Consider the following 14,919-nt stretch of genomic DNA (forward strand, 5'->3'; position numbering starts at 1 on the left):
AATATTGGTCACTGGCAGCACGAAGAGGAAAGAAAAAGGCATTAATCGCAATCGCACATAAGACATTGAAAATCATTTATCATATTTTAACTGGAAAACAACCATTCATCGAATACTCGAAATTAATAATGTAGCCATTTTCTAGTTCTCATATACTTTTCACTATTGAAAAAAATCAAATTTTTAATAGGTTTCTTTCTTATTGTCTTTTTAAGAAAAATGAATCCTAAGCCACATTCTCTCGCCCCATTTTTAGTCTACTACCAAAGTTTTCATTCACGTCCTTTTCACAGAAAAAGACCAAAAAGAGAAATTGCATAAATAACCATTGTTAAACCTACCATTACATTGAAATTAAACGAACTTTCTAGCATCCAATCATTAAGTACATCAATCATTAAGATCATCCTTTCTCACATAAGTAAAAACCTCATTAATATCTACTTCAAAAAAGTTAGCAATCCTACAAGCTAGTACAAGAGAAGGTGAATAATTATTCTTCTCCATGACAAAGATGGTTTGCTTAGAAACCCCTACTGCATCAGCTAATTCCTTTTGTGATAATCGTTTCAATACACGATGTTCATATACTGTATTTACAATTGAATCTCCAAAATCTTCTTTCAACTGAAAAAAACCTCCTTCCTTTCTTTGTTGTTTTTTATAGTAAGAAATGCAGCTTTTATTACAAAAAAACACATGCATACCAGTTAACTAGAATACATGTGTTTTTCTTTATGTATGCAAAAATACACTTACTTCAAGATTGTATTTTTCTTTTATAGAAAAAAATCTTGAAGTGAAACAATGAGTAAAAATAGAAACACCGCAATAGAAAGCGCTCCGATTTTCTTTTTTCCGCTCCTTAATTCTTCTATTCCTGTCATTAGCATCATTAATGCTAAGAAAAAAATCATATAAGATTGATAAGCAAAATCTGATGTAAACAAACCATATATACCAATAAACATTGCGGCAAAACCAAAAACATAGCGCAAAATATGAATCATATAATTCCTCCTTTTACTATTCAAAGTCCCCACCTAAACATTACCCAATATATTCCTATTCTTTGCAAGTTGCAATATTTCCTTTATGCTTGGATGGTTAAATTTCAACAAACATTCTTTTGTTATTATTTCATCTATACTTGACATATCTAAAATTCTCGATATACAATTATATGCATGAAACATATTGATGTATTTAAAGCATTATCTAACGAAACTAGACTTAGTATTTTAGAGTGGTTAAAGGAACCTGAGAAGCATTTCCCCAAACAAGGCGCTCATTTACCTAAGGAGGTAAGCTATAAAGGTGGAGTATGTGTTGGGGATATCCAAGAAAAAGCCAAGATTTCTCAATCTACTGTTTCTAGCTACTTGAACTTGATGCAAAAAGCTGGTCTACTTGAGTCCGTTCGTCATGGCCAATGGACATACTACAGGCGTAATGAAGCATTTATTCAACAGTTAGCTTTATATTTTAAATCAGAGATCTAATTTACCTTGATTTCTGTTTTTTTTAATATATCATATCTGTTTTTCTAGATATATAATTATACAAAAAAGGAGATATCATTTATGCGCTTTATCTTTTATTTACTCGCCATATTGGCAGGAGCAGCACTTAGCTTTGAAGGAGCCATTTATGCAGAACTTGGTAAAACAATTGGGCAATTAGAAACCAGTTTCTATAACTTCTTCATGGGAACTTTTATCATGGGATTATTGCTGCTGTTTTTTGGAAAAGGAAAACTTTCTTATACACTAAAAGCGCCGAAATGGTCCTTACTTGGAGGTATTTTAGGTGTTGTCTATTTAACATCAATTGTTATTAGCGTTCCTTACGTTGGTGTTGGTATTACCATGGTTGCCGTTATAATCGGGCAATTGGTTATGAGTATGATAATTGAACATTTTGGATGGCTTGGAAGTAAAGAAACTAAAATTAATAAAGAAAAAGTTTTTGCCGTTATATCCATGATTATTGCACTAATATTAATAAACTAGGAGGAAATACTTTTGGGTCTTTTCATGATTTTATTCACACTGATTGGCGGTATTACATTAAGCGCCCAATCATCGATAAATGGAACTTTGAGTCAAAAAGCTGGAACAATTGAAACAACGTTTTTAACATTCCTTACTGGAACTATGTTTCTTTTTATTTTCATTGTATTTTTTGGTAGGGGGAATATACTAGCACTTTTAGAAGCACCAAAATGGCAATTAAGTGCAGCTTTTTTAGGTACAGCTTACTTACTTCTTACTGTTATTGCGGTCCCAAAAATTGGAGTTATTGCTGCGAATATAGCTGGGATTGCTGGACAACTTATAATAGGTGTAATCATTGATCATTTTGGATGGTTTAACAGTTTAGTGATAGAAATAGATATAAAACGGGTATTTGCCATCATTTTTATGTTGCTATCTCTATATTTTATTTATAAAGGAAATAAGCGATCGAAAGAGAAGATACAAACAAATAACTAATCTACCACTTTTTGTATCAGAATAGAATGCTAATAACTATGATTCTATTCTTTTCTATTTCGGTATTATAGAATGAGCTAACTATAATAATGACAAATTTCATCTCAAATTTGTACATCTAATATTTTCATTTACTCACCAACTAGAGTCCATTCTTATTAAGTATTTACAAAATCACCCTCTATCTTATATTCCTTTTGTAAAGTGGCAAATTTCAAAATAATTCATTATAGTTAAATCAGTATAGGTTTTTTCACTATTATACCAATAAAGGAGAAGGATCACATGAAACTAGGTGCATTTTCAATGAGCTTAAATGTAAAAGATATTCATCTATCCAAAGAATTTTATGAAAAACTAGGATTCCAATCTTTTGGTGGTGATATTACTCAAAATTGGCTAATTATGAAAAATGAAAACTGTATAATAGGGTTATTTCAAGGCATGTTCAAAAAAATATACTTACCTTTAATCCTGGCTGGAATGAAAATGCTGAGGATATAGAAACCTTTACTGATATAAGAGACATTCAAAAGCAACTGAAGGATGAAGGAATAAAACTGGAATCAGAAGCAGATGAAACTACAAGTGGACCCGCACATTTCTTCTTAGTAGATCCAGATGGAAATCAAATACTTATCGATCAACATCGTTAAAACAAATAAAAGAGCCTTTCCCAGTTTCTTCAGAAAGAAATAAAGGAAAGGCTTTACCTATACTTTTCTCTCCACTTAAAGTAAGCTTTCTTCTACAGTCTTCATTTGATAGAAATATCCTTGTTTAGTCATTAGCTCTTGATAAGAACCATACTCCATAATAGACCCATTATCCATAACAATAATCTGATCCATCTTTTCTAATCCTTGTAATCTGTGACTGATTAAAAGTAATGTATCCTGCTTTGCCTGTTCGTAAAGTTGTTGATAAATGTAATGTTCCGTAATTGCATCTAGTGAAGATGTAGGTTCATCTAATAACCACAGATTCCCCTCTTTCAGAAATGCTCTAGCAATGGCTAATCGCTGTTTTTCTCCACCTGAAAGATTTTCTCCATTTTCTAACACCTGTTGATTTAATGAAAAATGTTCTAGATTCACATTATTCAATGCATTCTTCATTTGTTCTTCTGTAAGTTGCTCTCCTGCTAGTTGTAGATTGTCCCGAATAGTTCCATAAAAGAAATGATTTTCTTGCAGAACTACTTTTGTTTTACTCCATATTTCTTCGTCAGAAACAATAGATGTATCATACGAGCCCCAATATACCTTACCACTTTGTGGTTGCTGTAATTTTAAAATAAGTTGAAGTAAAGTTGATTTCCCAGAACCACTTGCACCGACAATTGCCGTTTTCGAACCAACTGGTATAGTTAACGTAACCTCGGGAAGAGTAGGACGCCAATCCCCTCTATAAGTAAATTGAACATCCTCGAAAATAATCGCAGGCGCTTGATCTGGCAATTTAGTAGTGCTTATCAATGCATTATCCACCTGAATATCAGGATCTTCTACCACATCATATAAGCGCTTAGAAGCATCCTTACTTTCTTGCATATAGATTGGAAAAACTGCCATTGGTGCCGCAGGCTCAAATACAGTAAGAGAAATCATCACAAGCATAGCCAAATAAATACCTTCCAATGTAGCATTTGTAACAAGATACGCTCCGATTGCTAAAACAAACCAACTAACTACAAACGTCATAAAACCATTAAAGGATTGACTCGAAATTTTGTTTATATTTTCCGCTCTTTGTTGATTAATATAAGCTTCAGATTGAATTAATACTTGAGTCTCCTTCATTTTTAACTGTTGAAAGAGCTTTAAATCGCGAAATCCGAACATCATTTCTGTCACTTGTGTGGACAAATATCCGCGCTCATTCTTCACCTTTCTTTTTATCTTAACTTGTCTTAACGTAAATAGTACTGGAATCAGTATAGTAGTTAGTAAAAAGCCAAGGAAAAGAATGAAAGCAATAGCTATAGAATAGAAACTAACAAAGAATATGGTACTAATAAAAACAAGTAATAACACAATTGGTGGGTAAAAAACTCGTAGAAAGAAATTTTGTAAGCTCTCTACGTCTCCAACAACGCGACTCAATAAGTCACCACTTTTATATTTATGAAATACCTGTGGAACTAGTGGAGTTAATTTATCGAAAAAGGCAACTCGTAAATTACTTAAAATCGTAAAAGTTGCCCGATGAGAAAAGAGGCGCTCCCCATATTTAGCTCCTGCCTTCACAAGTCCAAGTAATTTTACTGCTGATGTTAAAATGATTAATGTGTAAAAAGGAGGTATTAGGGCAGATTTAGAGATAAGATAACCACTAGCAGCAAATAGCCCCACACTGCTTATTCCTGCTATGAAACCACAAATAATAGCAGCGATAATATCTCTTTTCCCTAAAAACATTAGCTTAATCACTTTTAGCAATGCACTCAAATCCCAGCCCCTCCTTTTTGAATCAAAACCATTTCCTTGTAAGAAGGTATATGTTCAAGCAAGTATGCATGTGTACCATTTGCTTTTAGCTGCCCTTTTTCTAAGAAAATAATTTGATCTGCGTTTGTAATAGTATGCAAGCGATGTGCTACCGTAATCACAGTAGCTCTCTCATTCAGTTTTTCAATGGATTGTTGTAATATTTTTTCCGTAGCTAAATCTAAACCACGAGTTGGCTCATCTAATAAAACAATATTAGGTTTCTTCAAAAAGGCTCGAGCAAGGGACACTCTTTGCTTCTCTCCACTAGAAAGTCCTCTACCTGCTTCCCCTATTATCGTTTGAAGTCCGTTTTCTAATGAATTAATTAGTGGTAATAATCCTGCCAATTGTGCTGCTTCTCGAATGACTTTCTCATCCACCTTGTCTTTCATTCCCATTGCAATATTTTCAGCAATCGTACCTGAAAACATATATGGGTGCTGTGAAATATAGGAAAGTTGATCTAACCAAGAAGCTTCTGTGTAATTTGTTAGATTTTCAGAATTAATATTAATAGAACCATGTTCAGGAGTGATCATACCTGCCAATAAATGAAGTAAAGTGGATTTTCCTGACCCACTTGCCCCCACAATAGCAATTTTTTGCTTGGGTAGAATAGTCGCAGTGACAGTTTGTAATTGGAATTCACTCTCAGGATAAGTATAAGATACTTGTTCAAGCTGTATAGTTGGTAAAGTATCGTGTTTTGGCATTTCTTCTTTTCCCCATACTACCAATGTATCTTCTTCCTCAAATTGTTCTAATACTTTCTTTGTGGCTCCCATACTACTTCTCCCATTATGAAAGGTTGTTCCTAATTCTTTTAAGGAAGTAAAAAATTCTGGTACTAATATTAGAATTAAGAAAGCCGTGAAGAAAGGCATACTTTTATAAATAATCATTTGTATTGCTAGCTCTAATGCTACAATTCCTATACTAAGCATGGAGATTAGTTCCAATGCAAAGGATTGTGTAAAGGCAATTTTTAATATATCAAGCGTTGTATCACGGAAACCTAGACTACTTTTCTCTAATTCATCCTTTTGGCGGTTTGTTTGATCAAATAACTTTAATGTAACAAGCCCTTTTAACGTATCTAGAAACGTACCAGAAAAAGAAGCTAATTTTTCTAACTTCTCTTCTGATTTTTTTTGCGTTTTAATTCCAATTACAATCATATAAATAGGAATAAATGGTGCCGAAACAATAAGAATAATTCCTGAATTTACATGCTGTGTAAAAATAATAATTAATACTAAAATAGGAACAAAGGTACTTTGCATCACTTGAGGGATAAATTGACTATAAAAACTATCCATTTCATCCACACCATCAAGTAGCATGCTTACTTTTTTCCCTGTCTGTCCCTTTCCTGCTAATTGAATAGAGCTTCCTGCATATTTGGTTAGTAACTCTCTTCTAATTGAACGTTTAACATCACTAGCAATGGATACTCCAATACGTTTACTTTGGAAGTCGGATAGCGATCTTAGCAATAAGATAATTAATAATACGACAAGCCAAGGAATTACTTCTGAAAATGATTGTTTTTTTAAAAAAACTCCATCTACAATACTAGTCATCGCAAAAGCCTGTGCAATAATAGCTGAGCCAAGTAATACGGTTAATCCTAATAGAAGGAAAATTCTTTTTTTATATAACCAGACTGTTTGCTTTAATTTTTGCATAAGTTAATCCGCCCTCTATTTATATATTGCTCCCTCATTATTTTTTACCCTTAGCATAATCTGCATCAAATAGAAACAAGCGCATTAGTAATATAATAGAAGGAACTAATAATAAAAGCCCTCCAATAAAAGCAATGACAAGCGCCATTCCCATCGATGGATTGGTGACACTTTCTTCTATATTGATGTATGGATATAGCAAGTAAGGAAGCTTCGCCATTCCATACCCAAAGAAGGCAAAAAGAAATTGTAGCATAATCGCAATAAAGGCAACACCAAAATACTTACTAATATATAACAAACTTATTGCAAGTAAGAAAAAGCCCATTGATAAACCAAAAACCCACCATAAATCAAGCATATTCTCAAAATTTTGCTGGTTTTGCTGACTTAAAGCAATCATCGTAGTAAGAGCCATAATAATAGTTGGTGTAGCCCAAAACAAAGCCCATTTTCTTACTAGATGAAGTGCCGGGATATCATTTGCTCGTGATGCATAATAAGTAATAAAACTTGCACTGATAAATAAGACAGAAACAATGGCTAAAGCAACAATACTCCAAGCCAATGGACTAGTAAATAGTTTCTGATATAGTAAAGTAACATGACCATTTTGTTCGGTAATGAACCCCCCCTCTGAAATGGTTAATGCAACCGATAAAGAAGCTGGTATGAATAACCCTGTTGCACCATATAGAAACATATAGACATTACTTTGTTTAGACCCATAATTCTCAAAAGCATAAAAGGAACCTCTAATAGCAATCAAGACAATGGCAAAGCTTGCAGGAACAAGTAGAGCGGATCCATAGTAATAAGCGGATGAAGGGAAGAAACCAACTATCCCCACAAAAAAGAATACTAAAAATACATTCGTTACCTCCCAAACTGGAGATAAGTATCTCGAAATAATTTTATTTATAATGTGATCACGTTTCGTAACCTTTGCGTAATAAGCAAAAAAACCTGCGCCGAAATCGATAGAAGCGACAATTAAATACCCATATAAAAACAGCCATAAAACAGTAATTCCTATTAATTCATAACTCATTTTTTATCCCCCTTCGTAAGTTCAGGGTAGTGTTTTTCTAAATCAAGTTCTACTGGGTTGTCTTTAAATAGCTTTCTTAGTGTCAAGACAAAAAGTGTTCCAAGAACAATGTATAGAGCTAAAAACAGGAAGAACATTTGTAAAATATATGGTGAAGTTGTTGCTGCCTCTTCTACTGTCATATAACCCCTTAGAATCCATGGTTGTCTGCCTAATTCTGCAAAAACCCAACCGAACTCAACAGCTAACATAGCTAGTGGTCCACTTAAAACAAAGAGCCAAAGAATAAACTTATTGTGTACATCCCATCGTTTAAATCTACTTATAAGAATATATAAGAAAGAAATTCCTAACAAGAAAAAGCCAATCATAACCATCAAGTCAAACAAATAGTGTATAACTAATGGCGGTCTCTCCCCTTCTGGAGTTTCCTCAAGACCCGACACTTCACTCATAAAATCTCCATGAGCTAAAAAGCTTAAAAAGCCAGGAATTCGAATTTCTCCTACTACTTCATTGTCCTCATTCAACCAGCCAAAAAGGATGAGATCCACATTTTCCTCTGTTTCAAAGTGCCATTCTGCTGCTGCTAATTTTTCTGACTGATACTTTGCTAAGTATTTAGCTGATAAGTCTCCACCTAATGAAGTTAAAATAGAGAACACAAACATAGAGATAACCGTCATCTTCAATGCCTTTTTATGATATTCAGCAGCACCTTTCTTTCTTAATAGTGCTAATGCTGCAATAGTAGCTAAAATTGCTCCCACTGTTAAATAGGAACCACCTAACACATGGAAGATTCTTGTTGGTGCAGAAGGATTTAGCATAGCCTCAAAAGGGTTAACTGCTGCAAATTCTCCATTAACCATTGTAAATCCACTAGGTGAATTCATGAATGAATTTACAGTAGAAATGAATACAGCAGACATACCTGCCCCTATAATAACTGGTAAAGAAAGAAGCCAATGTGTGTATTTGCCTTTAAACCGATCCCAAGTATATAAATAAATACCAAGGAATATAGCTTCAAAGAAAAAAGCAAAAACCTCCATAAATAACGGTAGTGCAATCACATTACCTGCAAGCTGCATAAAGTTTGGCCAAACTAAAGATAACTGCAAGGCGATAGCTGTTCCTGTAACTACACCAATAGCTACAGATATGACAAATCCCCTTGACCAACGTTTAGCTAATAATTCATAATGCTTGTCTTTTTTCTTAATTCCTATAAATTCAGCTAATGAAATAAATAAAGGTACACCAACACCCAATGTAGCAAATATAATATGAAAAATTAGGGTCATAGCTGTTATTGCTCTGCTTATCGTGACTGTATCAAACTCCATAGTAGCCTCCTTAGTTAAAAACTTATGTGAAATAATGAACAAGTCATTACATAACTTGGTACGCTATAACAAGATTTATCCTTACTGGAATCTATTCTTATTTACCATTCTCCTTATGCTTCCAAACATTTAGAGATTAGAACGATAACTACCAAAGATGATTCCCTAAAAGTAACTGTAATATTTCTACACTTTATGTTAGAACAATAAGACAGTTAGAAACTAAATACCCTTTATAAGTAAATAAGTCGATTTCTTCTTGTATAAGCGTTTATGTATTGCTTTTAAACTATTTACACTATATCTATAATGTTAACATGATACCTTTTGTGAAAATGTGAACATTTTTAGAAGGATTATTTTCCCAAAAATAATATTCTTACTTAGCAAGTAACTATGCTTAAAAGAGATCCTAAAAGCTATGCTAGAAATTTGAACAAATTAGATTGGCCAAAAATCTTTACAAACTTTCAAAAAAGCTCCCCAGATTCTCAAAACCTACTGAAAATTTAGAAATAAAAAAGTTATTTTCACAAATAGGAATTCCCACTTTAGTGACTGCTTCCTATCCTTTATATCTTTTTCCTTTATATAATCTTTCATCAACTTTACATCCTAATGAATCAATTTAGGCTTCACAAATAAAAAGATGATCTTTTCTGTATAAACATTAAATTAGCTAAAAAACTCTGCTGCTGTAACATTATCCCCATTAACCAATATATAATTTTTTCAATTAGTTCCTTCTAATGTTTATCAATGATTTCTACTCTTAAATTCATTCTGTTATCCTCTTTCATTACGGTCTATTAATTCTATGTATTTATTAAAAACCAATTACTTCTCTAGCTAGCTTCCATCATTTTATCATTAGTCATTGCTAGATTAGTATGCAAGTACCAGCAAGTTAGAAGTAAATAATCATATTTTTAAATTCATAAGCAAAGTAGGCAAATAAAAATCTACAAATTTATTGAAAACTCATTTGAATTTATAAAATAATAGTGTTACAATCTATTAGTCTGATAATATGGTAACGCACTAAAGTAATTTTAAATAAAAGGGGAATTTTAATATGAAACGTTCTTTACTAATTAGTCTTTTCGCAATAATTATGCTTTCTATCATAACCGCTTGTTCTAACTCTGCTGCTAAAGAAGACGATACCCTAGTTATTGGTATTGATGATAAGTTTGCACCAATGGGATTCCGTGATGAAAATAATGAAATAGTTGGTTTTGATATTGATTATGCTAAAGCTGCTGCTGAGCATATGGGAACAAAAGTGGAATTTCAACCTATTGACTGGAAAACAAAGGAATCTGAATTAAGTAGTGGAAGAATTGATCTTATCTGGAATGGTTATACCATCACAGATGAACGTAAAGAAAAGGTACTTTTTACAAAGCCTTATCTAAAGAATGCACAGGTTGTCGTAACTCTCGCTGATTCTGCGCTTACTAAGTTAAATGATTTAGATGGAAAAATAGTAGGATTACAGTCTCTATCATCCGCATCAGATGCTTTAGATGCGGATCCAATAAAAGATAAAATTAAAACTGTTACAGAATTTGCAGACAATGTTTCTGCTTTAACGGATTTAAAAAACGGTCGTTTAGATGCGGTTGTAATAGACGAAATTGTTATCAATTATTATATGACGAAAGAAGAAGGCACATTTAAGGTGCTTGATGAGTCACTTGCTCCTGAAGAATATGGAATTGGTGTAAAAAAAGGAAATGAAGAATTATTAGACAAACTTCAAGAAGCACTTGACGAGATGAATGAAGATGGGACCGCGACAGAAATCTCGCAAAAATGGTTTGGCGAGGATAAAGTACTAAACTAATAATTAAATAAAGTAAACAGGATTCCCCTGATGGGAACCTGTTTTATTTTTGGAGGAAACATTTATGTCTTTTGACTATTTTAGCTCGATGCTTATTCCACTATTAGATGGAGCGAAAATGACAGTCTTATTATTTGTGATTGCCATTATAGTCTCCATTCCTTTAGGTTTTTTATTAACACTAGCGGTAAGAAGTTCCTTTAAACCTCTTTCCTGGCTAGCTCAAGGTTATATTTATGTCTTACGAGGAACACCTCTTTTGCTTCAATTATTATTTATTTGTTTTGGATTACCTATGATACCAGTTATAGGAGAATACTTAGTTTTGGATCGTTTTGTTGCTGCTTGTTTAGGGTTTATCTTAAATTATGTTGCTTATTTTGCGGAAATATTTCGAGGAGGACTTCTTGCCATTGATAAAGGACAATATGAGGCTGCACAAGTTCTTGGCTTAAACAAATGGAAGACACTTACAAAAGTTATTATTCCACAAATGTTCCGAACAGCACTTCCAGCTGTTGCGAATGAATCTGTAACTCTAGTGAAAGATACAGCCCTACTTTATGCAGTAGCAGTTCCAGAACTGTTACACTATGCGCAAGTTGCTGTAAATCGTGATTTTACAATAGCTCCCTTCTTCTTTGCTGGAGTAATCTATTTGATTATGACATTACTATTGACTATTGTATTCAAATGGCTGGAGCGAAGGTTTAAATTCGAATAAAGAAGGAGCATATTTATGACTATCATAGAAGTAACAAATCTAAAAAAATCCTATGGATCCCTAGAAGTATTAAAGCAGATTTCCTTTCATGTGAATAAAAATGATGTAGTAGCTATTATTGGTCCATCTGGCTCTGGAAAAAGTACCATGCTTCGCAGTCTGGTTAACCTTGAAGCCATTGATGATGGAAGTATTCAAGTTTTCGGAAATTTCCTAGTGAAAAATGGAGTCTATCCAAAACCACAGGATATAAAGAAGATTACAGGTAAAATGGGAATGGTTTTTCAACATTTTAATCTCTTTCCACATCTTACTGTTAAAGAAAATTTAGAGCTTGCTCCAAAAACAGTTAAAAAAGAATCATCATCTGCTATTGAAACACGAAGTATGGAACTTTTGGAAAAAATCGGCCTTTCTGACTGGGCGAATACGTATCCAGCTAAGCTTTCAGGTGGACAAAAGCAACGAGTAGCAATTGCTAGAGCTCTCATGATGAATCCTGAATTTTTATTATTTGATGAACCAACTTCTGCATTAGACCCAGAATTAACTGGAGAAGTATTACAGGTAATGAAAGATTTAGCCAAAGAGAATATGACCATGATTGTTGTTACACATGAAATGGGTTTTGCAAGAGAAGTAGCCAACAAGGTAATATTTATGGACAATGGAGAAATTATTGAATCAGGTTCTCCAGAAGCGATATTTACAAATCCTCAATTTGAAAGAACCAAATCTTTTTTAAATCGCAGCTTAAAATAACTGTGTGAAATGCCATCACTAAACCATATATAATATGCAAAACCGCTTGATAAAATTTCAAGCGGTTTTTTGATATAACCTATAGCATTGATTGAATAAAAAACTTACATCTTAGGTGTTTTCAAAAAGTATAATCATGTGGAATTTCACAAAATATTTTATTACCCTCACTAGTACAAATTTACTTTGAAGTTATTTGTATTACAGTGTAAACTTCAATTGTATAAAGCCATCACTTTGGAGGAAATGTTTGTGAGAACATTTAAGTTTAAAAACGCGAGTTCTTTAGAAAAAATACAAAAAATACAAAGCTTTAATCCTGCGCAAATTTTAGCAGTTGGATTTTTTTGTCTTATCTTTATTGGTGCTATTCTATTAATGCTACCCATTTCAACAAATGCTGGCCATGAACTGACATTTATTGATGCTATCTTTGAAGCTACCTCTGCTGTTTGTGTTACAGGTCTAGTTGTAGTTGATACTGGTACTACGTTTACACTTTTCGGTCAATGTGTACTTCTTTTTTTAATTCAAATAGGCGGCTTAGGGTTTATGACTATTGGTGTAGTTATCGCTGTCGTTTTAGGAAAAAATATTGGATTAAAAGGAAGGTTAATCATTCAAGAATCACTAAATCAGCTTTCTTTAGAAGGGATGGTTAGACTCGTTAAATTCATCTTAATCTTCACCTTACTAACGGAAGCAATTGGAGCAGTGCTTTTGTCTATAAGATGGTCTACTGACTTCTCTTTTCCTACGTCCATCTATTATGGAATCTTTCATTCTATCTCCGCCTTTAATAATGCAGGCTTTGATTTAATGGGTAATTTCACTAGTATTACGGCATATGCTGGAGACTTTTCCATTGTATTCATTCTTACTTCCTTACTTTTAATAGGAGGAATTGGTTACACTGTAGTTTTAGATCTTTGGGTAAAAAAATACAATGGAAGACTCTCTTTGCATACGAAACTAGTATTATATATGACTGCCATTTTAATTATTGTTCCAACCATTATTATTCTGTTATTGGAATATAACAATCCTGGGACATTAGGCTCTATGTCCTTTAAGGATAAAGTTCTAGGGGCTTATTTTCATGCAGTAGTACCCAGAACTGCTGGATTTAATAGTTTAGACATGGCTGAATTATCTCTAGGTACTCAATTTGTGTCAATGGTTTTAATGTTTATTGGTGGAGGATCTGGTGGTACTGCAGGTGGAATCAAGATAACAACCTTTGCTATCATTCTTCTTGCAGTATGGAATCTGATTAGAGGGAATGAAGACATTAATATATTTAGAAGACGTATACCAAAAGATTTAATCTATAGAGCTTTTGCAATAACCATTTATTCTATTGGAATCATTGCATTTATATTATTCCTTTTAACAATAACGGAAAATGCACCACTTAATGTCCTTTTATTTGAGGTTATTTCAGCATTTGGCACGGTGGGAATGTCTTTAGGATTAACGCCTGAATTAAGTCCATTAGGAAAAATCTTGGTTTCATTACTCATGTTTATTGGAAGAGTAGGACCTTTGACTATAGCTTTTGCATTGGCAAGAAAACATAACAAGGTACCCTATAAATATGTAGAAGAGAAAATTATGATAGGTTAGTTATCTAACTTAAAGTAAAGTTAAATAAAAATAATAGTTAGTATAAAGTAGAAGAAAGTAGTTATTAACTTAGAATAACTACTTTCTTCCCAATTTACTTATTTAATTGTATTAAGCTCCCGTATAAACACTATCACAGGTTCCAGGTTTTGGTTCATAAAAACAATGATTTTTAAATTGACCTGTAAAAGGTTGATCATACCAAGTAGGAGGACATGGTCCATATGGATTAAAGTACCATAAAGCATACTTTCCAGGGTGATCTCGCCAATAATCTAAATTTTGTTTGGCTAATTTTTTTTCAGCAGTTCTTGCACGCTGATAAAACACATTCCCTTTTTGTACTGCTTCAAATGAATAATTTCCTCCTTGCACTTGAAAGATAACTTGGGAAATTGTACGTAAATCTTTAAAATCAATACAGTTAGCTTTAAGGCGATTAACAATGACATTTCCCACGTACAGCATTCCTTGAGCTCCTTCACCTTCTGCTTCTGCTCTCATCATTCTTGCCATTAAATCAACATCTGAGCTTCGGTAATTTACTCTAGGCATTTTATCACTCCTACTAAATAGTTTTGTTAAAAAACTACATCTTTACTTCTCGGAGAATGCAAAATCATAAGAAAGGGGCAATAAAGCATCCTATTTATCATTTTATTCAGCGATAGCTTCACCAATTACTCTAGTCACATATGTTTATAAAACAGAAATTCTCTTTTATTTGATTGTTATAAATGGATTTCAAGAATTATTATTAATTGAGTTAATTTCATAATTCAATCTTTTAAAGAAACACAGACTTACAGAATCTTGTCATCTATAAATTTTTAAGCTGTTCGTTGCTTACTTAACACCGTCATATGGTTAATCCTATCTGCTG

The 14,919-nt window shown here is 33.0% G+C and carries 14 protein-coding genes and 1 pseudogene; 8 read left to right on the forward strand and 7 right to left on the reverse strand.

Annotation, left to right across the window (positions count from 1 at the left end; genetic code table 11):
• Positions 1-390 precede the first annotated feature (390 nt).
• Together F9279_RS23965 and F9279_RS23970 are read right to left on the reverse strand one after the other, a co-directional pair.
• A complete protein-coding gene (locus F9279_RS23965; RefSeq protein ID WP_152116636.1) occupies positions 391-627 on the reverse strand; it encodes a helix-turn-helix transcriptional regulator in 237 nt (78 codons plus the stop codon).
• 152 nt (positions 628-779) lie between these two features.
• The gene (locus tag F9279_RS23970; protein WP_152116637.1) at positions 780-1,010 is read right to left on the reverse strand and encodes a DUF3953 domain-containing protein; all 231 of its coding nucleotides are present in this window, start codon (positions 1,008-1,010) and stop codon (positions 780-782) included.
• Between the two features lie 177 nt (positions 1,011-1,187).
• Here F9279_RS23970 and F9279_RS23975 point away from each other — a divergent pair, with 177 nt between their 5' ends.
• The 4 genes and pseudogenes from F9279_RS23975 (at position 1,188) to F9279_RS23990 (ending at position 3,151) form a co-directional block, all read left to right on the forward strand.
• Positions 1,188-1,502 carry an ArsR/SmtB family transcription factor gene (locus F9279_RS23975; protein ID WP_152116638.1) on the forward strand — a complete coding sequence of 105 codons (315 nt, stop codon included), beginning with the start codon at positions 1,188-1,190 and terminating at the stop codon, positions 1,500-1,502.
• Between the two features lie 81 nt (positions 1,503-1,583).
• Entirely contained in the window at positions 1,584-2,012 is a 429-nt protein-coding gene (locus F9279_RS23980) for a DMT family transporter (protein ID WP_152116639.1), read from the forward strand.
• Positions 2,013-2,024: 12 nt separating this feature from the next.
• Positions 2,025-2,495, forward strand: a complete 471-nt coding sequence (locus F9279_RS23985) for a DMT family transporter (protein ID WP_152116640.1) — start codon at positions 2,025-2,027, stop codon at positions 2,493-2,495.
• A gap of 285 nt (positions 2,496-2,780) precedes the next feature.
• Positions 2,781-3,151, forward strand: a pseudogene (locus tag F9279_RS23990) (VOC family protein).
• A 75-nt stretch (positions 3,152-3,226) separates the two neighbouring features.
• On the opposite strand, the gene cydC reads toward F9279_RS23990, so the two are convergent.
• Genes cydC through F9279_RS24010 form a run of 4 tightly spaced genes read right to left on the reverse strand, consistent with a single transcriptional unit; the run spans position 3,227 to position 9,075 of the window.
• Positions 3,227-4,945, reverse strand: a complete 1,719-nt coding sequence (gene cydC / locus F9279_RS23995; RefSeq protein WP_152116641.1) for a thiol reductant ABC exporter subunit CydC — start codon at positions 4,943-4,945, stop codon at positions 3,227-3,229.
• Positions 4,942-6,675 (reverse strand): thiol reductant ABC exporter subunit CydD, encoded by a 1,734-nt coding sequence (cydD, locus tag F9279_RS24000; RefSeq protein WP_152116642.1) that lies wholly within the window; start codon positions 6,673-6,675, stop codon positions 4,942-4,944. The genes cydC and cydD overlap by 4 nt, the downstream gene beginning before the upstream one ends.
• A 37-nt stretch (positions 6,676-6,712) precedes the next feature.
• Positions 6,713-7,726, reverse strand: coding sequence for a cytochrome d ubiquinol oxidase subunit II (locus F9279_RS24005; protein WP_152116643.1), 1,014 nt, complete (start codon positions 7,724-7,726; stop codon positions 6,713-6,715).
• Entirely contained in the window at positions 7,723-9,075 is a 1,353-nt protein-coding gene (locus F9279_RS24010; RefSeq protein WP_152116644.1) for a cytochrome ubiquinol oxidase subunit I, read from the reverse strand. The genes F9279_RS24005 and F9279_RS24010 overlap by 4 nt, the downstream gene beginning before the upstream one ends.
• 1,075 nt (positions 9,076-10,150) lie before the next feature.
• On the opposite strand from F9279_RS24010, the gene F9279_RS24015 reads away from it, so the two are divergent.
• The 4 genes from F9279_RS24015 (at position 10,151) to F9279_RS24030 (ending at position 14,036) form a co-directional block, all read left to right on the forward strand.
• Positions 10,151-10,924, forward strand: a complete 774-nt coding sequence (locus F9279_RS24015) for an amino acid ABC transporter substrate-binding protein (RefSeq protein WP_152116645.1) — start codon at positions 10,151-10,153, stop codon at positions 10,922-10,924.
• 64 nt (positions 10,925-10,988) lie between these two features.
• Positions 10,989-11,648: an amino acid ABC transporter permease gene (locus F9279_RS24020; RefSeq protein WP_152116646.1), complete on the forward strand. Its 660-nt coding sequence runs from the start codon at positions 10,989-10,991 to the stop codon at positions 11,646-11,648.
• A gap of 15 nt (positions 11,649-11,663) precedes the next feature.
• Positions 11,664-12,410, forward strand: coding sequence for an amino acid ABC transporter ATP-binding protein (locus F9279_RS24025; RefSeq protein WP_152116647.1), 747 nt, complete (start codon positions 11,664-11,666; stop codon positions 12,408-12,410).
• Positions 12,411-12,704: 294 nt separating this feature from the next.
• Entirely contained in the window at positions 12,705-14,036 is a 1,332-nt protein-coding gene (locus tag F9279_RS24030) for a TrkH family potassium uptake protein (RefSeq protein ID WP_226793891.1), read from the forward strand.
• A 111-nt stretch (positions 14,037-14,147) separates the two neighbouring features.
• Here F9279_RS24030 and F9279_RS24035 read toward each other — a convergent pair whose 3' ends face one another.
• A complete protein-coding gene (locus F9279_RS24035) occupies positions 14,148-14,591 on the reverse strand; it encodes a cell wall hydrolase (RefSeq protein ID WP_152116649.1) in 444 nt (147 codons plus the stop codon).
• Positions 14,592-14,919: the final 328 nt, after the last annotated feature.

This window comes from Bacillus sp. B1-b2 (assembly GCF_009183415.1).
GTDB lineage: Bacteria > Bacillota > Bacilli > Bacillales > Cytobacillaceae > Niallia.

Bases quoted from the DNA above. Each gene is read 5' to 3' on its own strand.
- F9279_RS24020 (WP_152116646.1), top strand. From the start codon at position 10,989: ATGTCTTTTGACTATTTTAGCTCGATGCTTATTCCACTATTAGATGGA.
- cydD (WP_152116642.1), bottom strand. From the start codon at position 6,675: ATGCAAAAATTAAAGCAAACAGTCTGGTTATATAAAAAAAGAATTTTC.
- F9279_RS24005 (WP_152116643.1), bottom strand. From the start codon at position 7,726: ATGAGTTATGAATTAATAGGAATTACTGTTTTATGGCTGTTTTTATAT.
- F9279_RS23980 (WP_152116639.1), top strand. From the start codon at position 1,584: ATGCGCTTTATCTTTTATTTACTCGCCATATTGGCAGGAGCAGCACTT.
- F9279_RS23975 (WP_152116638.1), top strand. From the start codon at position 1,188: ATGAAACATATTGATGTATTTAAAGCATTATCTAACGAAACTAGACTT.
- F9279_RS23970 (WP_152116637.1), bottom strand. From the start codon at position 1,010: ATGATTCATATTTTGCGCTATGTTTTTGGTTTTGCCGCAATGTTTATT.
- F9279_RS24025 (WP_152116647.1), top strand. From the start codon at position 11,664: ATGACTATCATAGAAGTAACAAATCTAAAAAAATCCTATGGATCCCTA.
- F9279_RS24010 (WP_152116644.1), bottom strand. From the start codon at position 9,075: ATGGAGTTTGATACAGTCACGATAAGCAGAGCAATAACAGCTATGACC.
- F9279_RS24015 (WP_152116645.1), top strand. From the start codon at position 10,151: ATGAAACGTTCTTTACTAATTAGTCTTTTCGCAATAATTATGCTTTCT.
- F9279_RS24035 (WP_152116649.1), bottom strand. From the start codon at position 14,591: ATGCCTAGAGTAAATTACCGAAGCTCAGATGTTGATTTAATGGCAAGA.